The organism is Microcoleus sp. Z1_B2, assembly GCF_036700325.1.
Lineage (GTDB): Bacteria > Cyanobacteriota > Cyanobacteriia > Cyanobacteriales > Microcoleaceae > Microcoleus.
On sequence record NZ_JAUBOQ010000033.1, the window covers coordinates 1 to 22,057 of the forward strand.

The window sequence follows — 22,057 nt, forward strand, 5'->3', positions numbered from 1 at the left end:
GGCGTCCCGCCCGTCCACTCATGACGGGCGGGACGCCCATCCCACAAACTTGTGGAAGTTATTTAATTCTCATTCCTTATGATGTTTTCTCACATTGCGGATTGTTTGGCCTGACGCACCTTATCCTATAATTAGCGCGTTATCCTATTTTACATAATTTTTCCAAGACCGCATACATATCACCCGCAAACTTTTTCGGATTCCACAGCGGCGACAAATTGGCTGGATCTTTAGATTTCACCAACTGTGATTTAATGGCATTTCTCAATTCACGCTCTTTACCCAATTTTACACCAACTTCCACATATTCCGACAAAGACAAAGCCACACCTGTTTCAATTCCCAAAGTCTGCAAAAACGAATAACCCATTCTCGACAAAAATTGCTCTCCTGTGCGAGTCACCACCGGCAAATTAGACCACAAAGCCTCTAAAGTTTGAGTTCCTCCGTTGTAAGGATAAGAATCTAACAACACATCTGCCAGCAAATAGATAATTCTGTGTTCTTCCTCAGTAGCAAACCTCGGCAAAAACTTAATTCGGTGCTTGCTCACTTTCTCAGCTTCGCAAGCTTGGTGATATGCAGCCTCAAACACCGCAGCATCGCCTAAAGCTTTGTGAATTAAGATACTGTTCGGCACTTCTTTGAGAATGGCAATTTGTGCTTTTACCAACTCGCGATTAAATTTTCTGCCGGGAGCCACGCACAGGTAAACTATCTGATCCAAACCGATCCGATGCGATCTTCTCAATGCAACGGGATCGACTCCATATCTCTGAAAACCCGACACCGCTACAAAGGAATCAGGCATCCTAATTAGCTGCTCGTCATAATATTTTTCCCTGTCTGCAGGGTGCGAGTGCCTGTCTGTAAGAAAGTAATTTTCCGGCGATATGTAAGGGGCGTCAAATCCCAGCCAAGAAACACAAACTGGTGCGGGTTTTTGGTAGAGAATATCAGCGTGAACTGGTACGCTGAGAGAATCTAAATCAACTAAAACGTCCAATTCATCTTGCTGAATTTGGTCGATAATTTCGGCAGAGTTTGCAATTCCGTTCGGGTAGGTTGTGGGAAAAGTCAGTTTGCCAAAACTTTCAAATTGCTGAGTTCGATCGTCAGGAATAATTCTTTCGGAAGCGTACAAATACACATTCGGCGTGATATCGGACAATTCGCGAATGATGTCAGCGCTGCACCAACCTACAGAATGGCGGCTAAAGTGATTGGACAAAAAGCCGATTTTTAACTGGCTGGATGGAACCGTTGGTTTGAAACTGTAATTTGCGGGTTGAGAAAAATTAGGTTTAATACATTGGTCGATATACTTTTGAGCAATTAATCTGTAAAGTTTTGAGTTGGCCGCCAAGTCATCTCGCAAATAGGGCGTGCTGAATAACAAGTTTGCATAAAGCGATTTAATTTCCACCGGGCTAGCGGTTTCTAAGTTTTGCTGCAAGTACGACTCTAGCTCTAAAAATCGATCGCCCGCAATTTGATTTAATCCCGACACTTGATAGGTGCTGATGAAGTAAATCGCGGTCATAATTGGATCTGTTTCGGCACACATTTGGCTGTAGTGGTGCACGGCTTGCCGCGCGGCAGCTAAATCGCTAGTATCTCTGAGGATGCCGCACAAATGTTGGTGGGCAGAAATAAAATCCGGTTTAATTTCTAGGGCTTTTTGAAGGTTGGGTATTGCCTCTTTAAATTTGCCCTGGTGGCGCAAAACTTGGCCAATTTGACAGTATGCTTCGGCTAAATCGGGTTTAAATGCGATCGCCTGCTTCCATGCAGCCACCGCCTCATCTAATTTCCCTTGCCGCGCTAATGTATCTCCTAAATTTAAGTGAAAATCTACCTGAGCAAGGTGGGGATTGAGTTCGAGAGCTTTTTGCTCGTAGGCTACCGCTGCATCCTGCTGCCCCTGCTGCTTCAGTGCCCCTGCCAAATTCCAGTAAGCAGCAGCCAAATTCGGTTTAAGTTCGATCGCCTTTTCATAATTGACAACCGCCTCCACCAAATGTCCTTGTTTGTAGAGCATACTGCCCAAATTAGCATAAGCCTCAGCAAAATCGGGATTCAGAGCGATCGCCTCGGAATAAAACCGCATCGCTTCCTCAATTTGGCCGCTTGCTTGCTGCACATTGCCCATTGTCACGTAAGCCGCCGCCCAATCCGGTTGCAATTCCAGAGCACGGCGACAAGCAGCGACGGCTGCTGCTAAATTGCCTTGAGAGTAATAGGTTTCAGCAGCGACTGTCAGGGATGCAGCATCTTCAAATTGGGGTGTTTCGGATTGGTTGCTAAAATCGGAATTCATTTGGCGGCCTATCTGTGCTATCAAGTTAAAGGTTGAATCTATATTATTTTGCAGAGTAGCAGTTTTAGCGGAACTACGGGCGATCGTCACAGAGAATTTATGAGCGACAAGCAAGCGACACAGCGCCAACATAACATCAAGTGGAAACCAAACCTCCTGCTGGGGATACTCTTGTTAACCTTAGCAATCCCCTTACCCTTTGCCCAAAAGACTTTCGCCCAGCAGCAGCAGACAGCCAGCTTTCGGCAGAAATTATTTCAAACTGCTCTTTATTTCACCCTATATTTTGAGGGCGGATTCAGCAATCACCCAGCCGATAAGGGCGGCAGAACTTATCGGGGCGTCTTGCAAACGGAATACAACGCCTACCGCTACAGTCGTGGGCTTCCGCCCCTCGACGTGACGCAGATGTCGGAAGCAGAGCTCCTAGAAATTTATAAATATTACTGGGATTCGAGCCTATCGGGCACGATGCAGCCGGCTTTGGCGATCGTCATGTTTGACACTGCCGTTAATTTCGGTATTAATAACTCTATTACCTTTCTTCAGCAAGCATTAGGATTGCCGCAAACGGGAGTTTTTGATGCCCGCACCAAGGAAGCGCTAAAAGGAGCGAATAATAGAAATACCGCGTTGCAAATGATTAACGAACGAATTATTTACCGCTACAAACGGGTACAAGAAGACCCGACTCAAATGGCTTTTTTCCGGGGTTGGCTGAGTCGCGATTACAGTTTGTGGGGTTATGTGAACAAGATTAAGAATTAACAGTTAACAGTTAAGCTGTGGAGCGTTTAAAATAGTATTGTATGGTGCAGGAGGGCCTCCGCGTTTCCCTTGCCGGTGGAAGCGATCGAGCCGACGCACCCTACAGGTTTCGTTAGTGGTTTAAATGCTCCACAGGTTAGTCCCTCTCTGCTGGGACGAAAGTTTATGTAGTAGCGGTTTTCAACCGCCGAGTCTTATCTGTTATGCCGATCGCATTTCCCACAGCCACAGCAGCCGATTGACAATGCTAGCGATCTTGTTGCAGAGTGATTCATCCGCTACCATTATCCCTCGATGTACTGAGTAAAAACACTCCGTCTTGCCGATGAATCGGGCGCCAATTTCCGAAATCGAAGGGACAACGAACCAGGAACAAGGAATTTTTTATTAAAATTTACACATACAAAAATTAGTCAATTCTCCCAAATGCCTTCTACATAAGAGCCTTCCACCTTCATTTGACGCTCTATCTAAAGTTAGGTAAAATAATTCATATTTTATGCATAGCAGCTTTGAGCAAATCTTCAGCAGCTTTGTATCTAAGGCAACAATATCACTAGAGTGTTTATTGTTACCTTTGATACGTAAAAACCAAATAATTAGAGGGAGCGAGAAATTGGAAGTTTTTGAACGATCGCAACAACGGCAAACGCCCTCAACCCGAATGGCTGCAGTCGAGTCTTTTTGCAAAAAAGCGAGTATTGCAGTAATGGCGATCGGCTGTACAGTCATTTTGGGTTGGATATTCGATGTGCAACTCTTAAAAAGCATTCTGCCCGGACTCGTTACCATGAAAGCCAATACTGCGGTATGCTTTATTTTGGGCGGGTTTTCTCTATTCATCCAACAGACTAGGCGCACCAAATTAACAGCAAGAAAGCCTCAAAAAAATTATAAGAAATTGATTTTATTATCCTCATTTTTAATTATATTAATTAGCCTATTAACCCTACTTCAATATAGCTTTAATTTAGACTTAGGCATGGACCAACTGCTATTTAAAGAAAGTTACACATTGACAATTACCGGAACACCAGGACGCATGGCACCGAATACTGCTGGTGCTTTTTTATTGCTGGGAACAGCGCTGCTGCTGCTGTCAGAACGTCGGCCTAAATACCTGCGGATTCAAATCTTAAGCTGTTGTGCATTTTTAATTGCATTTACGGGTTTGATAGGCTATTTCTACGACAAAGCTTTATTTTACCAAATTGGCAATAATACAGGGATGGCTTTGCACACATCCGCAGCATTTATGTTGCTGAGCTGCGGCATTTTATTTGCCAGTCCCGATCGAGGATTGATAGCAGTAATGACGAGCGATCGCGCGGGCGGCATCATGGCGCGGCGCTTGTTGCCACGGGCAATCATTATCCCACCTTTAGTCGGTTATTTCATCCTATTGGGAGATCGGTTACAAGCCTACACGCCGGAGGTAGGGATATCGCTGTTAAGCGTATTGAACGTGATTATTTTTACAGTTCTGATTTGGCATTCTGCCAAAACTCTCTGCAGCGCAGACCGGAAACGCTATCGAGCGGAACTGGGACTGAGAAAAGCTAAATTAGACTTAGAAAATCAAGTTGAGAAACGGACTATCCAACTGCAAATAACCAACGAGCAATTGCAACAGCAAATTTTCGACTCTCAAACAACAAAGCAGGCGCTTCAAAAAAACTACAATCTGTTGATGACAGTAATCAACAGTACGCCCGCAGCCCTATTTGTCAAAGATATTCAGGGCCGTTATCTAATGCTTAATGCTGCGGGAGCCAGTATAATTGGCCAGTCTGTAGACGACATTATCGGCAGAGATGACAGCGAGTTGTTTTCGCCGGAAATTGCGGAAAATATTATAAAAACCGATCGCCCAATTATGGCAGCGGGAACAACGGAAGCGATCGAAGAAGAGCTGCCCGTCAAAGGAAATTTGAGAATATTTCTTTCTACAAAAAGTGCTTACCGGGACGGCTTAGGAAAGATCAGCGGTATAGTTAGCATCGCGCGGGATATTACTGAGAGCAAACAAGCCGAAATCGCTAACAGAAGTTTAGCAGCAATTCTGGAAGCAACCCCGGATTTTGTAGGTATCTACAACCTCGAAGGACGCGCCATTTACATTAACAAAGCCGGCAGAAAAATGGTGGGTATAGGCGAAAACGAAGATATATCCAAGCGAAAAGTTGCAGAATTCACGGCAGCCTCAGCCCGCAGCACTTTGAAACAAGCGATCGCCACCGCTGTTTCCGAGGGCTTTTGGAGTGGAGAAACAGCCTTCGTGTCAGCATCGGGACTCGAACTTCCCGTCAGCCAAGTCCTCATCTCCCACTCCGCACCGGGCGGCAAACTCGCATACATTTCGACGATCGCCCGCGACATCAGCGATCGCAAACAAGCTGAACAAGCGCTGCAACTGTCTCAAGCTCGTTTTGCCGGCATTGTAGAAATTGCCGACGATGCGATTATTTCCGTGGATGCTGAGCAAAAAATTATCCTGTTCAACCAAGGTGCAGAACGGATTTTTGGGTGGACTGCTGCTGAGGCGGTCGGGCAATCCTTGAGCCTGCTGTTGCCCGAAGCTTTTGCCACCCCTCACAGTCACCTCGTCAGCAATTTCGGCGGAGGCGTTAAACAAGCCCGAACAATGGGCCACCGCAAAGAAATTTTCGCCCGCCGCCAAGACGGTACGGAATTTCCCGCCGAAGCTTCTATTTCCAAACTCGAAGTGGCAGGCGAAATCATATTCACAACTATTTTGCGCGACGTGACAGCCAGCCGCCAAGCCGAAGAAGCTGTGCGTCTGAGCGAGGAAAGATATCGATCCCTGGCCATGGCTACCGCACAGATGGTTTGGACGACAAACGCTAGCGGAATCTTCGACAAGCCTCAGCCTGATTGGATAGCTTATACGGGCTTGAGTTCTGAAGACAAGGACTACTGGATAAAATCAGTGCACCCAGAAGATCGCGATCGCACAATACAAGCTTGGAAGCGCGCCATAGAAACAAAAAGTCTCTACGAAGTCGAGCACCGCTTGCGAGCTGCAGACGGCAGCTACAGACACTTCTGGGTGCGGGCCGTCCCCCTTTTGGCAGCCGACGGCAGCGTTCGCGAGTGGGTGGGAACTCACACCGATATTAGCGATCGAGTCCAAGTTTTGGAAGCACTCAAGCAGTCGGAGGGACAGTATCGAGTGCAAGCAGCCGAGCTCGAAAAAGCTGTCCACGAGTTGCACCAAGCTCAAACTCAACTAATCCAAACCGAAAAAATCTCTTCTCTCGGCCAGCTAGTCGCCGGCGTCGCCCACGAAATTAACAATCCGATTAACTTCATCTACGGCAACATTACCCACGCCAGCCAATACGCCACAGACTTACTCAGTTTGCTCCATCTTTACCAGGAGAAATACCCAAATCCCGTCCCAGAAATTGTAGAAGCAGCCGAAGATATTGAAGTTGATTACTTAATGGAAGACTTTACGAAGATTTTGGAATCAATGAAAGTTGGAGCCGATCGCATCCGCGACTTAGTTGTATCCTTACGCAACTTTTCCCGACTCGACGAATCGCAGATGAAGCGAGTAGATATTCACGAAGGAATCGAAAGCACTTTGCTAATTTTGCAGCACCGGATCAAAGCTAATGTACTTCGTCCCGCTATTGAGATTATCAAAGAATACAGCAATTTTCCAAAAGTAGAGTGCTATGTAGGTCAGCTCAATCAAGTATTTATGAATCTTTTAGTAAATGCGATCGACGCCCTCGAAGAGTACAACAGCACTCATTCTTCAAAAGAAATATATGCTCGCCACAACCGAATTCGGATTAGCACCAGTGCGAATTCCGAGACAGTAACAATTCGGATTGCCGACAACGGGATGGGAATCAATCAAGAAGTTATTGGCAAGTTGTTCGACCCATTTTTTACTACTAAACCAGTCGGCAAAGGCACAGGCTTGGGACTGTCAATCAGCTATCAGATTATAGTTGAAAAACACCGAGGCAAATTGCGGTGTATTTCCACGCCTGGGGAAGGTGCAGAGTTTGTCATCGAGATTCCCATTTGCCAGGAAGTATCAGCGCTGGCTACCGAAAACACAAAGGAAATGGTCAATCTATTTTAGATTTTAGATTTTAGATTTTAGATTTTAGATTTTAGCATTGACTTGCGCGAGATAAATTCGAGGGGCAAGTTTCTCGGATACAGGTTTTTTATTTCTGGACGGATGAATCACGTGGCGGGTATCCTGGATGCTTTCGGTCATTAGTCATTAGTCATGAGTCATTAGTCATTAGTTTCAGGGCTGATCCATCGGGGGGGCTAGAAACCCGGTTTCTACGAGTTTTGCGTTGAGTGACGAGAAATATAGGAAGAAACCGGGTTTCTGAGGTAGCGAGTGCATCCTGGGCTTGCATTTGGATATCGTAGTCTGAAAACCTGGATTTTCACGAATGCCGGTACTCTCCCTTTCTCGATCGCCCTAAATCGAAATAATTCTTTACAATAAAAAAGTAACAATCCAATTAACCTTGACAAATTCCCTTGAAAATGCCTGTAAACCAACTTTCTCCAACCACAGCCTCGACGCAAACACCGACACTCGACTTTGACATAGCCATCGTCGGAGGGGGCATAGTCGGGGCAACCTTAGCCAGCGCCTTAAAAGATTCTGGATTGAAAATAGCAATAATTGAAACCCAACTCCCCGCAATCGCAGCAGCCAAAAAACAAGCCTATGCAATTACCTTGCTATCAGGAATGATCTTAGAAGGTATCGGCGTGTGGCAGCAAATCTTGCCGCAAATCACCACCTTCGAGCAAATTAGCCTCTGCGACGGCGACTATCCCGGTGTGGTCGAATTCCACCGCCCGGATTTGGGAAATACTGGCAAATTGCCCGTACCAAAAGCAGCTTTAGGTTACGTTGGCGAGCACGGAGTCATGCTGTCAGCTTTGCAAGAATCTTTGGCAAAAAACCCGAATTTTAGTTGGGTTTGTCCGGCGGAAGTAGTCGAGGTAAAATATTTAACCGATTGCGCCGAAATAGAAGTCAAACAAAACGGCGAAACTCGGACAATTCGCACCAAATTATTAGTCGCCGCCGACGGTTCGCGATCGCGCATCCGCACCGAAGCCAACATCAGCACTCGCGGGTGGAAATACTGGCAATCCTGCGTTGCTATCACTATTAAAGCAGAAAAACCGCACAATGATATCGCTTTTGAGCGCTTTTGGCCGAGCGGCCCGATGGGAGTTTTACCATTACCGGGGAACCGCTGTCAAGTAGTTTGGACAGCACCTCACGCGGAAGCAAAAGCTTTGCAACAAATGGATGAAAAAGAGTTTTTGACTTTGTTGGAACAGCGCACGGGCGGGCTGTTGGGGCGTTTGGAATTGGAAAGCGATCGCTTTTTGTTTCCCGTGCAGTTAATGCAGAGCGATCGCTACGTTTTGCCCAGATTAGCACTAATTGGCGACGCCGCCCACTGCTGCCATCCCGTCGGCGGCCAGGGATTGAATATGGGCATTCGAGACGCTGGGGCGATCGCCCAAATCTTGCAGCAAGCGCACCAAAAAGGCGAAGACATCGGCGACTTGCGAGTATTGAAACGGTATCACAACTGGAGGAAAAAAGAGAATTTAATCGTGTTAGGATTTACCGATTTTCTAGACAGATTATTTTCCAATACTTGGCTACCAATTGTAGCATTTCGCCGCTTTGGATTGTGGTGTTTGCGGACAATTCCCCCAGTGAGGTTTTTAGCCTTGCGCTTGATGACAGGCTTGATGGGCCGGCCACCGGAATTAGCGAAAAATTAGGACTTACGCACGGGTGGTCAGAAACCGGGTTTTTGCGAGAATACTTCGTTAAAACCCATATAAACTGCCAAAAACCCGGTTTCTTTAGTATTTATGCGTAATTCCTATAGAAGTACAGTTTAACTATTAGCAAAATTCCCCGATGTCTAATCTGGAGAGTGTGAAATATTAAACCCGCTCAAAACGCGCCCCAATAAATGGAAGACTCGCCCTTGGAATTTGTCGCCGCTTTACTAATATTAGATTCTTGATTTTCAGGCTCGGTAGCGGTGACAAGCGATGGTAAAGACCTAATTCGCAACTCGTTTAGCAAACTGTGAATATTACATGGCTCCGCATCGATAATGCTGGCGAGGGGTAGCAAATTTTTAACGGCATATTCCCCAAGCCTAGCGTTAATACTTTCTGCTAAATACGATAGCATAATATATCTGCTAGCACTACTGATAATCTGAAAAATTTTATTGAATTCGTCAAAGTGTTGAGTACCCGGTATATCTGTGGCAATACAGGTTTCATCGCTCAAAAATAAATCTACATTAATTTGACTAGCCGCTGCAACTTGAGCTTTGGTCAACCAGATTAAATCTAAAATTGGTTCCGATTCGCACTCGTGAAAAATCAACCGCTTCAAACCCGATCGCAATTCTGCCGAATTTAAGGTATTTTGCCATTCTAGACACCAATCGCAGCTTTTGGTATTGCGGGCGACTTTTACTGTTTTCGGGCGTTCTCTAGCATCTTTCAACAAAGAAAGACAGCCAACCGATTTAGCAAATTTGACAGAAACTCTATCGTGCAGTATCCGGTTAGAGTCAATATAATCCTTGCGCCAATGCGCGTCAGGGATGAGAACTTTTTCCGCCAAACAAAGCGTGTTGTTAGCGGTAAGAATCGGTATATTGTTAACTGCGACTCCTTGTAATAACTGTTGAGATTCCAGGCGGTAGAGTACCTGAATCGCGCAGTTTTTATCCGCTTCATTTAAAGCATTATTGCCGTACTCTGCTGCTAGTTCTGCCAGGAAGTCTAAGTAGTCTTGTACAGTGGGCGAGATCCTTTGTCCTAATAACTGATAAACTTCGGAATGAGAATTAGAACTAGGTATTGTTGTGCGTCGATTTCCGAAAAAACCAACATCATCTAAAAAAGCGTGTTTGGGCTGCCAAAACTTACCCGTAGACTCATCCCACAGACATTGACGATGAGCAAAACGCTCTTGAATTTGCCGCTTTTGATCTGCCGAAATACCGCCTTTTACCAAAGTATCGTAAAAATACTTGTAAATCGCCTCGACTGATTGCAGTTGTGTATTTTGATTGTTGGATAATTTAATTTGAACTGTCATTTTCCCAAAGTTTTATGATAACATCAAAGTAGTCGATAACGGTATTTGGGTCTACAGGCTCAAAACCCAGTGCCTTTTTGATTTCTACCTTCAGTAAATCCCGCTGAGGACGTGCAAATATAAACTTTTGGCTGGCGACTAAAGGAGCATCTTGAATGAAACACAAGTCTTTAGCGCGGTACAATCTAGGTTCAGGTTTTGCAGCACCGAAATATTGGCTTAACTTTTGAGGATTTCCCTCGACAGGAAGCCAAGGTTTATCTACAAGTGCTTCTGGTAGTGTCTTGTTGCTGTTGGCAAGTCTGATATTTTTGATCGCATCCCAGTTGTCAACGATGTAGTTAAAAATAGCAATGCAGCTATCGGCTACAGCCTCTGCACCCGCTCGATTTGCCCTTTGAATGAGATTGTCAACGCAGGCTAAAATGTCATCAGCATCGGGATTTTGCCTCATTCCTAACTCTGAGAAAAATTTCAGCCAAATTTCAGAATTCTGCGAGTAAAATTCCATGTCTGGAATCACTGCTACATTCCCGATAATGTTTCGGACTACCTCACTAAAAGGATTATAAATCAATTGGGCAGCTCTCAATCTCCTGTCACTACAGCGTACCAGACGTGCCTTTTTAAGCTCTTCCTGGAATCCGAAAGCATTCTCTCCTGCATTTTCTAACTCTTTGCTAGCTTTAGTCAAGTTATCCCTAATCCAAGTTAGTGCGATTAACTGTTCTTCTGGGGAAAAGGAGGCATACTCTGGCAACAAACAGTCACGAATTAGTCGGGCGCGGTTGAGTATTGGTACTTGCAAAAGTTGGAAAAGTGGCAGCCATTCTCGTTTTTGTCCTAAGCGTAAAAGGCGCAAACTACCTGCAATTTCTGGCGGTTCATATCCGTCGCCCGGAAGGTAGACATTTTCACTGTAGAGGTCAACTATTTCGCCGGAAGTTGTTGGATAAATTGGCAGTTGGCGCAGCTTCTTTTTCCGGTTTTCATCGTAATTTATTTGCTCTCGACTTGCCAGGAAATTCAGCAGATATGTATAATGCTTTTCGTTGTAAGGTGGCAAACCTCGATCGCACCGCGAATATACTATGTCTAGGATATCCGGGCCCGTGATACAATAGACTAACTGATTTTTGTGGCGATCGGCAAATTGTGCGATCGCACCCTCAAGTTTTGCCGGTGCTTTGACAAGTGTTGCCCCAAAATATTCTACCGCCGCAATTGTTTCCGCCTCAATTCGATCCCCGCGCAACAAAGGAGTGTCAGCAATTTTCGCTTTGTAAAGCTTGCCATTACTTCCCGGAACCAGTGGCACTTTTGTCAAGGCATCGACTGTTTCTTGCGACAGATGTCTCGGATTTATCTTGTAAAAATAATCATAAACTAGAGTCAACCATTCTGCATTAGGAGGATGCGTTGCATCGGGATTCCAATCAATTTCTGACGCAGTTGAATCCACCAACTTAACCAATTGCTTGGCTACTTCCGCAGCAGTCATGGCTGAGATGCCCTTTAGATTGTATGCAGGCAATAATTTAGTTAAATCTTGGTGGAGAAACCATTCGGGATAACTGACAAATATTTCCCTCTGCGCCTCATCTGCAATGTAGATAGTGCCGATCGCATTATACCCAAATACCTGCAAAGTATTGTCAGCCAGAATAGCAAGTGGCAAACCGCGCAAATCTTGACAATTGTCGCTGAGACAATATCGCAGCATATTCCCAATCCACTGCCGATTTCGCAGGCTTGCTTTCGGTGCATCCGACAGCGCAATCCCTAGGGATTTATTTTCGATTAAATGCTTTCGCAAGTTGGCAGCAGTGAAGGTTGGTAAAGGCAAACCTGCATCTTTAAAAGCTGTTAAAATCGAATCGGGCAATGGCGGATTTGGAAGATCGATATTATCGGCACACAGCGGTGCTAATAACTCGTCCCAACACTTTTTAGATGGTAAATTTTTGACTGTCGGAGGTGTCACCCATCTTGTCTGTGACATTACTGCTCCGGTATTTTTACCCTCATATACAATTTGTTTGACAGCCGATCGCACAACTGGTTTGTGGTACAATAACTGCATCACAAATCCCTGCAATTCTTCCAGAGCTTTGCTGGCAGTAATTTTGCTAATCGGCCAAATTTGGTAAAATTTATCTGATTCAAATACTCCGATATCTTGCACTAAATCGACAATTAAGTTAGCACAAGCATGAGACAAAACGTGGCGCGCTAGTAGCCCATTCCAAATAGCTCTAGGCTTATCTTTTCCCGTTTGTCCGCTGTCGCTACTGAGATTATCCCGCGAACTATTTAAGTTGAAAAAACCGTTGATGTGAACCTGCCAACCAGTTTCGAGAGGAAGCGGCAAAAAACAGTAAACTTTGCCCGAAACAGGCGCCAGATTTCCCTCTGTACTGGCAGCATTAATTCTAGCAGCCGCACCGGCCCAAGGCACGACTTTTTCTTGGCTTTGGTGCATTGCTTCTATGACTTTTGCCAATTCGCCGCCTTCGTCTGTGCGAATTAAACTGACTATTCTCCAAGTTGACTTGATAGTACGATCGCAACTAATCGTTTCTATCTCGTGGCGGTAAGAAACTGAGACTAAACCGTCATGATTGCGGTGGCACAATTCCAGCAACTTGTCGGGGTTATCGGGAATTGCATCAAGGATTTTTTGTCGCGCCGAGCGGACTTCTTGCGGATTTTTGGTAACAATCGCTAGAATTTCTTGCCTAGTTCCTTGACTGTTTGCAGGAATTTCGTATACTCTAATTTCCTGAACAGATTTCAAAAATAGCAAAAGTTCTTCACCCGACTGTCTCAGTTCGTCTAGGAGTTCCTTGACGTTTGATTCAGTAAAAGCTTGTTTGCGAATCTCGCTATTTTTTGCGCTTTCCGTTGTTCGCAGAGGCAGCCGAAATAGAGTACCTTGAAAGTTTGTATCTCCAACGGGCAATCCTCCCGCTGCATAGACTTGCATAAAATCGGGATATTTTTGGTACCATTTAGCCTCTGCCAAATTCCACTCGCGCCCAGGTTCTTGCCGAGAAGTGCCGGGAATAGCTGCACCGTGAGGGTCAAAAAAAATGATGCGATCGCGCGACACGAAACTGGGAAAATCTGTAACGTGATAAATTGCATTAAACCCAACACCAAACCTACCCGTTTTCTGCAAGTCTCGCGCTTTTTCGCTTTGTCCCAAGCTGCGAATGCTGTCAAAATCTTTGTCTGCAAACACGCTATCGTTGTAGACTAACATCGCCGGCCCCATTAGCAGTACCATGCGATCGTCCGGCAATGATTTGACGTGATGGTTCCGCCAATCAAGGGTTATTTCTACCCGCGCTGCTTTCGCATCGTCAGCATTTTGAATTAATTCTTTGAGAATCCCCACACCTTCGGGATAATCTCGGATAATTCCCCTCAATCGGGCGATTAAAGGTTCTGATTGATAGAAAGATTTTCCCTCAACTTCGCTGTTGCTGTAAGCCATAGATGTTCAGACGGCAGGAATTTTCATGCGAGCGCGGGTGTTCGCTCTCTACCCATACTATAACTGATAAATTAATTCATTCTTTAACAACTTCCATCAACTCCTCAATCAAAACATCGAGGGTGCGAGCTATCTTTTGAATGGATGTGATATCAACCGTTGCTAGTCCTTCCGATCGAGCATAGTGGCTGACTGTGCTGTACGGAACCTCCGATCGATCGGCAACATCCTTTAGCGTCCATCCTTTTTCATCAGCCAACTCTCGGATTCGGAACCTAACTAACCCCATTCTACTTGACAAACGATAACTACAGCACTTTCCAGGTAAGTGAAGTACAGAGAAACCGGGTTTCTTTAATAAAACCGGTTTCTGGCGAGAAATCCAGAAGAAACCCGGTTTCTGGGGTGTACTTTATAAACCTGGAATCCGCTGTATCTATGTTTTTAATTCAAACACAATAGTCGATCGACAGTTAAACAGTATTTTGTAGGGTGCGGATCTGTCAGAAGTTCGATCGCACTTAAAGATATCTGATGAATCCGCACCCTACCGTACTCGCCCACAAATCAAAGAAACCGGGTTTTTCACCAAATCTTCGCCTGTAACCAAATATTCTCGCAAAAACCCGGTTTCTGCCCACCCACCCATCAAAAATAAAACAACTGCCGACAGCCAAAACCGTCAACAGTTGTTTTATATATTCAATGCGGATGGCGAGACTCGAACTCGCAAGGACATATTGCCACACGCACCTCAAGCGTGCGCGTATACCAATTCCGCCACATCCGCTCTTTCTGGCAATCTCCGGGATTTTTGCGTTACCAGTTAAAGATTCACAGGTTGAGGTTCCTGACATTTAACTCGTAACTTGCCCTTTGACACCGCCGATTTACAATCATAGCACCACTACCAGCAAAATGTAAAATAAATTTTTGTGAACAATTTCTGGAAAACGATTATCCAGAACATACCGAAAGGCATTATTGTACAGAATATTGAGTGAATTAAGCAGCGAAGATGGGGTTCTCGAAAATTTTAATCGCTAATCGGGGAGAAATAGCTCTCCGCATATTGCGGACCTGCGAGGAAATGGGGATTGCCACGGTCGCCGTACACTCCACCGTAGATAAACACGCCCTGCACGTCCAGTTGGCAGACGAAGCCGTTTGCATCGGGCCCCCCACCAGCAGCAAAAGCTATTTAAACATCCCCAACATCATCGCGGCTGCACTGACGCGCAACGCCGCAGCCATTCACCCCGGTTACGGCTTCCTCGCCGAAAACGCCCGATTTGCCGAAATCTGCGCTGACCATCAAATTACCTTCATCGGGCCGTCTCCGGCAGCAATGCGGGCGATGGGCGACAAATCCACCGCCAAAGAAACTATGCAGCGGGTGAAAGTCCCCACAGTTCCCGGTAGCGACGGATTGCTGGCGGACGATCGCGAAGCTTTGTCGATCGCCCGCGACATCGGCTATCCTGTGATGATCAAAGCCACCGCCGGCGGTGGAGGCCGCGGCATGAGGCTAGTGAGAGAACCCTCGGAACTCCCCAAACTATTCTCAGCAGCCCAAGGCGAAGCCGACGCAGCCTTCGGCAACCCCGGACTTTACCTCGAAAAATTCATCGAAAAACCCCGGCACATCGAAATCCAAATCCTTGCCGACAACTACGGTAACGTCATCCACCTCGGTGAGAGAGATTGTTCGATTCAGCGCCGACACCAGAAACTCCTCGAAGAAGCCCCCAGCCCCGCCCTCAGCCAGAAACTGCGAGATCAAATGGGTCACGCCGCCATTGCCGCCGCCAAATCCATCAACTACACGGGTGCGGGCACTGTCGAATTTCTGCTTGACAAATCGGGCAAGTTCTACTTCATGGAAATGAACACCCGCATCCAAGTAGAACATCCCGTCACCGAGATGATTACAGGCCTCGACTTGATAGCCGAACAAATCCGCATCGCCCAAGGAGAAAAACTGCAAATCAAGCAAAACCAAGTCATTCTCAACGGCCACGCGATCGAGTGCCGCATCAACGCCGAAGATCCCGATCGCAATTTCCGACCCCACCCCGGCATAATCAGCGGTTATTTGCCTCCCGGTGGCCCCGGCGTGCGGATGGACTCTCACGTCTACACCGATTACGAAATACCCGCTTACTACGATTCTTTAATCGGTAAAGTAATTGTATGGGGGCGCGATCGACCGACAGCCATCCGCAGGATGAAACGGGCATTGCGGGAATGCGCTATCACCGGCGTTCCTACCACCCTGGGCTTTCACCAAAAAATCCTCGATTCCCCCGAGTTTCTCAGCGGCGAAGTTTACACGAATTTCGTCGAACAGTTCTTGAACCAAAATAGTCATTAGTCAATCGATTTTGGATTTTAGATTTTGGATTTTGGATTGAAAGATTGAAGAAAGCAACCCCACGGATCGATCCGGGGGTTTTTACCAAGCCTGCTTTCAGTCAACAGTCAACAGTCAACCCCCAACAGTCAACAGTCAACCGCCAACTTCTACATCATCATTGTCAGCAGCCCTTGCTGGCCGAGAATCATTTCTCGCAGCAAGCTACAGATACCCACCCAAATAATCGGCGTAATGTCCACCCCGCCGATCGGCGGTACAATCTTTCTAGTTATGGCTAAAAAAGGTTCCGTGGGCCAAGCAATCAGACTCAACGGCAATTTGCTCAGGTTCACCTCGGGATACCAAGTCAGAACGATCCGAAAAATAAACAGCAAAGTCATCACGACTAGGACAGAGCCCAGAATCCAACTTGCAACGGTAATACCAGTCATGGGTCTTATCTCGAAATCTTAAGTTTTGTTAAGTCTGCCATTCATAATTTTAACCGTTTCACAGGTGCGATCGAAAGTATAAAATTAATAAAAATCAAATTGTTGTAACAAAGGCTTGGAATCTATGACTCCTTCTCTCGCGAACTTTTTGTACAGCCTGCTGGTGGGCGTGGTGGTAGTAGTGCTTCCAGCAACGATCGCCCTGATCTTCATCAGCCAAAAAGACAAAATCAAGCGCACCTAAAAAGTCAGCGGGTTTCTAAGTCCGGCGCTGCAAGTCAATTTTCGGCTACACGTCGGGCATTTCCCCGATGCGAGAAACCTCGGCTGCCAGCAACTGTCAAGGCAAAACCTTCAGTTGACTGCCAAGCTGAGGTTTTTTCCCGTTAAACTCATTATTATACTGACTTCCCAAGCTGAAACCCTGACCGGACTCTGCCCCAGAAAGCACCGTCGGGCTGACAGACTTAATGATAGATGTAAAATCTAACTCGCTAACATAGGAAAGACATAGGAGATAGGCTAATGGTCAATTTAGGATTGAACTGGAGCAGCCTGTTAGGGATTATCCTAGCAGTAGCAGGGGCAGGACTGTATTTTCTGCGATCGTGGCGTCCCAAACTAGCCCGAGACCACGATATTTTTTTTGCAGCAGTCGGCTTGCTGTGCGGCGGTATTCTGTTATTTCAAGGATGGCGGCTTGACCCAATTCTGGCATTCGGTCAATTTCTGTTGACTGGTTCCGCCATATTTTTTGCAGCAGAAAGCATTAAGCTGCGAGGAGCGACCACAGCCCAAGCCAAAAGTCGCGCCCAATACGTAGATGAAGACCGACCGGTCAGCAACGCCTACGGTTACGACGGCTACGATGCCGACATGGAACAGCTAGAACCAGAGGAAGACTATCCGCAGCGTCCCCGGATCAGAGGCAGCCAAGACTACCGTTCTTCTCGGGAAGCCTACGACGACGAACCCCGCCGCCGCCCCTCGAATCGCAACGGCAGCGTTAACACCGGACGGCCCGACTCGCCCGATCGAGCCTCGCGCAAACGTCCCTCTCGCCCAGAAGCCCCGCCTGCCCAAGAGTCAGACAACTGGGACGTTTCAGACAACCCCGAAGAAAGACCGACCCGCAGCCGCAGCAGTCGCCCCCCTGCTTCGGAAAACCGCAGTTCCGATACGCCGCCGAGAACCAAAAAACCCCGTCCTACGGAATCATCCAGGTCTCGCCCCAGCAACCGCGACGTGGAAGCACCGCCGTCAGACTACGTGGAGTATCGACCTGTAGAATACCCGGAAGACCAACCGGATAATTCCCCCAGTTTCGACAAATAGGCAAACACTAAGTAGATGGGTGAAACTAAACTTTTCTCGTACCCGTCGGCAAAAAAATAAGTTGCGTTTATTGATGCCCATCTACTTATTTTTCAGATATTAAAGTGATTCAAAAGACTGTAAATTGCGAGGGTGAAAACCCAGACCAACGGAGATATACACAAAGAAAAGCTAATTTTTTTTGAATTTTTTTTTGACAATCAAGCATCCAGGATACAAGCCCCCAGATTCATTCCGAAAGCAGACTCAGGACCCAGAAATAAAAAACCTGTATCCGAGAAACTTGCCCCCCGAATTTATTTCGCGCAAGTCAATGCTTCAATTCTAAAATCTAAAATCTAAAATCTAAAATCTAAAATCGATTGGCCTACCGAATCTGTGGAACTAATCGACAGCATAATAATCTAAATATAAAATCCCAAATATTAAATCAGCAAGATGCCATTACTCGAAATAGGAGATCCGGCTCCCTGGTTTTCCGTTCCTTCTACAAATAACCCCTTATTTCATTTCCCGACTGTTGGCGGCCGGCGAGTCGTGCTGTTTTTCTTTGCCAGCACAGCTTTTGAACAAATCCAAGTTATCCTCAAAAGCTTTCAAGAGCTTTCAGAGGAATTCCAAAGCTTGCAAGTACCGCGGTTTGGAGTGAGCGTTGACCCAGCAGACAAAGAACAAAACAGACCAACCACAATTGCTCCGTCATTCCTTTTTTTCTGGGACTTGGATAAAAAAGTCAGCCAGCAGTACGGTGTTTTCCGAGATGTCGAAGAAAATGGAGTTGCCGGAGTTTACTATGCACCACAAACTTTTGTTCTCAACGAAAACCTTCAGGTAATTAATATTTTGCCGATGGGCGAACCGCACCAACACGCCCAGCAAGTATTAGATTTTCTCAAAAGTTTGCCCCCAATTGAGGAAGCCCGAGCAGCCACTCGCCACGCCCCGGTGTTGGTAATTCCTAACGTTTTGGACAAAGCATCTTGTCGCAGTTTAATCGATATCTACAAAGCTCACGGTGGCAGTCCTTCCGGCTTTATGAGGCAAATAGGCGGGAAAACAGTTGGCCTGCACGACGACACTTTCAAGAAGCGCCGAGATTTCTTTATTGAAGACCCGAAGTTACAGCGACGATTGAGTGCGATTATTTGGCGCCGGGTGCGGCCGGAAGTAGAAAAAGCTTTTCAGTTTACAATTACCAGGTTTGAACGGTATTTGATAGGTTGTTACGATGCCCAGAGTGGCGGTTATTTTATGCCGCACCGCGACAACACTAGCAAAGCTACGCTGCACCGCAGGTTTGCAATGACGCTAAACTTGAATGTGGGAGAGTACACGGGGGGATTTTTACGGTTTCCAGAGTACGCGCCGCACGGTTATAAAGGGGATTGTGGCACGGCGATTATTTTTTCGTGTTCTTTGCTGCATGAAGCGACGCCGGTGATTAGTGGCCAGCGTTTTGCTTTGCTGTCTTTTTTCTACGGCAATGAGGATGCCGAGGTACGACAAGCTAATTTTAAGTATTTAGCTGCTGATTCAGATTCCCGAATTGGAGAACCGGCGTAAGGAATGTCACTACCGTGGTGCAAGTCCTAAAATAATTAGAGAAGGTAGTTAGCGGTTAGCCACAAAACCTAATTCCTAGCTACCGATCGCTAAATACTAAATCGATCGCCATGAATTTCAAACTTCTAAGTTTAGCAGTATCGGGAATTTTAACGGTTGGGGTTGCAGCCAGCGCCAGTGCGGTTGTTACCACATCCCCTGGGCGGCAATCAACAGATTTAACGGAATTTAACTCGGTGCATTCCCAGGGTGCGATCGCCCAAACTGTCGAAGAACAAACCAATATTCGGGTCTACGAAAAGGCTAGTCCGGCGGTTGTTACAGTCGATACAGATAAATCTAACGGCAGTGGCACAATTATCAGCCCCGACGGCATGGTGTTAACGAACGCCCACGTTGTTTCGGCAGGCGGTACCGTCAATATCATTTTGTCAGACGGCAGAAAACTTGTCGCCGATGTCATCGGATTCGGCGAAGACGGTCTAGACTTAGCCGTGCTGAAGATTCGCGGTCAAAACAATTTGCCCACTATTCCTTTAGCCCGTCCCGGTTCGGTGAAAGTCGGGCAACAAGCATTTGCGATCGGCAATCCCTTCGGTCAATTTCAAGGTACTTTTACAGTCGGAATCGTCAGCCGCATCGACCAGCAGCGGGGCTTAATTCAAACCGACGCCGCCATCAATCCCGGCAATTCAGGAGGCCCACTGCTCAACAGTTCAGGAGAATTAATCGGCGTCAATACTTCTATTTTTACTCGCGGTCGGGGCGGTGGCAGTATCGGTATCGGTTTTGCAATTTCCGCAGACAAATTACCCGCTTTCCTGACAGCGGTGCGAGAAGGGCGAGCTCCCCGCGCGGCTCAAGCCCGATCGCCCTTTGGTGGCAACCAATCACCTCAAAAAGTTACGTTAAACGGGCCCCCCGTCAGCGGCCTCCTCACCGACAAGTCTAGCGTTCTGCCCACCGACAACAGCTTTTTTGACCTCTACTCATTTGACGGAAAAGCGGGCCAGCAAATCACAATAGAAATGAAAAGTCAAGAGATTGACCCTTATTTAATTTTGCTCGGCCCCAACCAGCGCGAAATCGCGCAAGACGATGACGGGGCCGGGAATAAAAACGCCAGAATTACAGTCAGGCTGCCAGCAGACGGGACTTACACGTTAGTTGCAAATTCCTACCAAGCTAGGCAGTCAGGGGCTTATACGTTAGAGCTGAAAGCGAGTGCTCCTACCGCGCCTTCTCGGGCGATTTTGCAAGAAGAAGGTGCTTTAGTCGCAGGCGGCCCAGTATTGCCGTCTGACAACAGTCTGTATCGAGAGTATACTTTTGAAGGTCGATCGGGTCAGTCTGTCACCATTTCCCTCGAAAGTACAGATTTCGATCCCTATGTGGCGATCTTTGGCCCTAACGGCCGATTAGTGGCAGAAAATGACGATGGAAGCGATTCGACTAAAAATTCGTTTCTGACCGTTACGTTGCCCGCTACGGGTCGCTATCGCGTAATTGTCAATGCTTACGATGCTTCGGGCCGGGGTCGTTACACTCTAACTGTCCGGTGAAAATTGAAAATTCGGAACTGGGAATTGGGAATCGGGAATTGGGCAAACAGGGCATTGGTAATTGGTAGCATCTAAGGAATGAGAATTAAATAACTTACAATCTTTATTGTTCTTGTGGCATGGGCGTCCCGCCCGTGCATAAAGGACGGGCGGGACGCCCATCCCACTTTCAAGAGTGTAAATTATTTAATTTGCGATCCTAACAAATAACTAATGACTACTGACTAATGACTACTGACTTCTTCCTTCTTCCTCCGTTACAAATCGAGGTAATTCATGCGTCAAGTTAGATTTTGGGCGATCGCGCCAATTGCTCTGGTAGCTACTTTTTCTGGCAAGCCGGCTCTCTCCCTGTCACTTTCAAATTCAGGTGTTGCTAACAGCAGTTCCACCCTTATTTCAGCAGAATTTCCTCAAAACTTAACTGATGCGAAGACTGCTGACAAGGCGGTTTTAGCTCAAGCAAGCCCCAACCCGTCCCCATCGCCACAAAGTTCGCCAACTCAGACCCCAACTGTAGAACCTCCGCCGACTCCTGATGCGGGTGCATCTAAAGTCATTTTAGAGCAAAACGGAGAACTCAGCCCTGCTAAGTCTTCTGTACTTCCCTCAGACAGCAGTTTGTACGACGAGTATACCTTTGAAGGCACTCAGGGTCAGAAACTGGTTATTACCGTAGAAAGTACCGAGTTTGATACTTATCTCGCTATTTTCAACTCCCAGGGCGAGCTACTTGGAGAAAATGATGATGTCACGCAGCAAAATTCCAATTCTGAACTTACTGTTACCTTGTCTGCAAACGGTCGCTATCGCGTCATTGTCAATGCTTACGATCCGCCTCCAAAAGGTAGAGGCAAGTACAGTTTGACCGTCCGCGAAACAACTGGAAATTAGTTTGAACGAAACTTCGGAGTCAGGGCACGGCATTGCCGTGTCCCTATAATTCAAGGACGATCGCACTATAAGCAACTACTATTCACTTTGGTAAATTCATAGGTTTTTATGCCACTATAAATGTTAGAGTCTGGCACTTA

Annotated in this window: 14 protein-coding genes and 1 tRNA gene; 9 read left to right on the plus strand and 6 right to left on the minus strand. The window is 46.6% G+C overall.

Annotation, left to right across the window (positions count from 1 at the left end; genetic code table 11):
• Positions 1-139: 139 nt before the first annotated feature.
• Complete coding sequence (locus QT984_RS19345; RefSeq protein WP_333270709.1) at positions 140-2,320, minus strand: tetratricopeptide repeat protein; 2,181 nt, start codon at positions 2,318-2,320, stop codon at positions 140-142.
• A gap of 99 nt (positions 2,321-2,419) precedes the next feature.
• On the opposite strand from QT984_RS19345, the gene QT984_RS19350 reads away from it, so the two are divergent.
• From QT984_RS19350 to QT984_RS19360, 3 genes are all read left to right on the plus strand, one after another.
• Positions 2,420-3,088, plus strand: coding sequence for a glycoside hydrolase family 108 protein (locus QT984_RS19350; protein WP_006634869.1), 669 nt, complete (start codon positions 2,420-2,422; stop codon positions 3,086-3,088).
• Between the two features lie 616 nt (positions 3,089-3,704).
• Entirely contained in the window at positions 3,705-7,211 is a 3,507-nt protein-coding gene (locus QT984_RS19355; RefSeq protein WP_333374695.1) for a PAS domain S-box protein, read from the plus strand.
• Positions 7,212-7,636: 425 nt separating this feature from the next.
• Positions 7,637-8,908 (plus strand): FAD-dependent hydroxylase, encoded by a 1,272-nt coding sequence (locus QT984_RS19360; protein ID WP_333374697.1) that lies wholly within the window; start codon positions 7,637-7,639, stop codon positions 8,906-8,908.
• A 178-nt stretch (positions 8,909-9,086) separates the two neighbouring features.
• On the opposite strand, the gene QT984_RS19365 is transcribed toward QT984_RS19360, so the two are convergent.
• The 4 genes from QT984_RS19365 to QT984_RS19380 form a co-directional block, all read right to left on the minus strand.
• On the minus strand, positions 9,087-10,256 hold the full coding sequence (locus QT984_RS19365; protein WP_333051908.1) for a hypothetical protein: 1,170 nt from the start codon (positions 10,254-10,256) through the stop codon (positions 9,087-9,089).
• Positions 10,240-13,755 carry a sacsin N-terminal ATP-binding-like domain-containing protein gene (locus tag QT984_RS19370; protein WP_333374699.1) on the minus strand — a complete coding sequence of 1,172 codons (3,516 nt, stop codon included), beginning with the start codon at positions 13,753-13,755 and terminating at the stop codon, positions 10,240-10,242. Before QT984_RS19370 ends, QT984_RS19365 begins: the two co-directional genes overlap by 17 nt.
• Before the next feature lie 76 nt (positions 13,756-13,831).
• On the minus strand, positions 13,832-14,044 hold the full coding sequence (locus QT984_RS19375) for a helix-turn-helix transcriptional regulator (RefSeq protein WP_333051904.1): 213 nt from the start codon (positions 14,042-14,044) through the stop codon (positions 13,832-13,834).
• 417 nt (positions 14,045-14,461) lie between these two features.
• Positions 14,462-14,545: transfer RNA gene (locus tag QT984_RS19380), tRNA-Leu, on the minus strand.
• A 228-nt stretch (positions 14,546-14,773) separates the two neighbouring features.
• On the opposite strand from QT984_RS19380, the gene accC reads away from it, so the two are divergent.
• Positions 14,774-16,129: an acetyl-CoA carboxylase biotin carboxylase subunit gene (accC, locus tag QT984_RS19385; RefSeq protein ID WP_333051901.1), complete on the plus strand. Its 1,356-nt coding sequence runs from the start codon at positions 14,774-14,776 to the stop codon at positions 16,127-16,129.
• 149 nt (positions 16,130-16,278) lie between these two features.
• On the opposite strand, the gene QT984_RS19390 is transcribed toward accC, so the two are convergent.
• Positions 16,279-16,563 (minus strand): YggT family protein, encoded by a 285-nt coding sequence (locus QT984_RS19390; protein ID WP_333051898.1) that lies wholly within the window; start codon positions 16,561-16,563, stop codon positions 16,279-16,281.
• A gap of 124 nt (positions 16,564-16,687) precedes the next feature.
• Between QT984_RS19390 and psbX the strand changes: the two genes are divergently transcribed.
• The 5 genes from psbX (at position 16,688) to QT984_RS19415 (ending at position 21,917) form a co-directional block, all read left to right on the plus strand.
• Entirely contained in the window at positions 16,688-16,807 is a 120-nt protein-coding gene (gene psbX / locus QT984_RS19395; RefSeq protein ID WP_333051895.1) for a photosystem II reaction center X protein, read from the plus strand.
• Positions 16,808-17,088: 281 nt separating this feature from the next.
• Positions 17,089-17,898: a Ycf66 family protein gene (locus QT984_RS19400; protein ID WP_333051893.1), complete on the plus strand. Its 810-nt coding sequence runs from the start codon at positions 17,089-17,091 to the stop codon at positions 17,896-17,898.
• Positions 17,899-18,336: 438 nt separating this feature from the next.
• Entirely contained in the window at positions 18,337-19,461 is a 1,125-nt protein-coding gene (locus QT984_RS19405) for a redoxin domain-containing protein (protein WP_333374701.1), read from the plus strand.
• A 110-nt stretch (positions 19,462-19,571) separates the two neighbouring features.
• Positions 19,572-21,023 carry a trypsin-like peptidase domain-containing protein gene (locus QT984_RS19410; protein WP_333051888.1) on the plus strand — a complete coding sequence of 484 codons (1,452 nt, stop codon included), beginning with the start codon at positions 19,572-19,574 and terminating at the stop codon, positions 21,021-21,023.
• Positions 21,024-21,299: 276 nt separating this feature from the next.
• Positions 21,300-21,917, plus strand: coding sequence for a pre-peptidase C-terminal domain-containing protein (locus QT984_RS19415; protein ID WP_333051885.1), 618 nt, complete (start codon positions 21,300-21,302; stop codon positions 21,915-21,917).
• Positions 21,918-22,057: the final 140 nt, after the last annotated feature.

What these genes read in the sequence shown, in the direction of transcription:
- QT984_RS19345 (WP_333270709.1), bottom strand. Translation starts at nt 2,320, where the DNA reads ATGAATTCCGATTTTAGCAACCAATCCGAAACACCCCAATTTGAAGAT.
- QT984_RS19350 (WP_006634869.1), top strand. Translation starts at nt 2,420, where the DNA reads ATGAGCGACAAGCAAGCGACACAGCGCCAACATAACATCAAGTGGAAA.
- QT984_RS19360 (WP_333374697.1), top strand. Translation starts at nt 7,637, where the DNA reads ATGCCTGTAAACCAACTTTCTCCAACCACAGCCTCGACGCAAACACCG.
- QT984_RS19365 (WP_333051908.1), bottom strand. Translation starts at nt 10,256, where the DNA reads ATGACAGTTCAAATTAAATTATCCAACAATCAAAATACACAACTGCAA.
- QT984_RS19370 (WP_333374699.1), bottom strand. Translation starts at nt 13,755, where the DNA reads ATGGCTTACAGCAACAGCGAAGTTGAGGGAAAATCTTTCTATCAATCA.
- QT984_RS19375 (WP_333051904.1), bottom strand. Translation starts at nt 14,044, where the DNA reads ATGGGGTTAGTTAGGTTCCGAATCCGAGAGTTGGCTGATGAAAAAGGA.
- accC (WP_333051901.1), top strand. Translation starts at nt 14,774, where the DNA reads ATGGGGTTCTCGAAAATTTTAATCGCTAATCGGGGAGAAATAGCTCTC.
- QT984_RS19390 (WP_333051898.1), bottom strand. Translation starts at nt 16,563, where the DNA reads ATGACTGGTATTACCGTTGCAAGTTGGATTCTGGGCTCTGTCCTAGTC.
- psbX (WP_333051895.1), top strand. Translation starts at nt 16,688, where the DNA reads ATGACTCCTTCTCTCGCGAACTTTTTGTACAGCCTGCTGGTGGGCGTG.
- QT984_RS19400 (WP_333051893.1), top strand. Translation starts at nt 17,089, where the DNA reads ATGGTCAATTTAGGATTGAACTGGAGCAGCCTGTTAGGGATTATCCTA.
- QT984_RS19405 (WP_333374701.1), top strand. Translation starts at nt 18,337, where the DNA reads ATGCCATTACTCGAAATAGGAGATCCGGCTCCCTGGTTTTCCGTTCCT.
- QT984_RS19410 (WP_333051888.1), top strand. Translation starts at nt 19,572, where the DNA reads ATGAATTTCAAACTTCTAAGTTTAGCAGTATCGGGAATTTTAACGGTT.
- QT984_RS19415 (WP_333051885.1), top strand. Translation starts at nt 21,300, where the DNA reads ATGCGTCAAGTTAGATTTTGGGCGATCGCGCCAATTGCTCTGGTAGCT.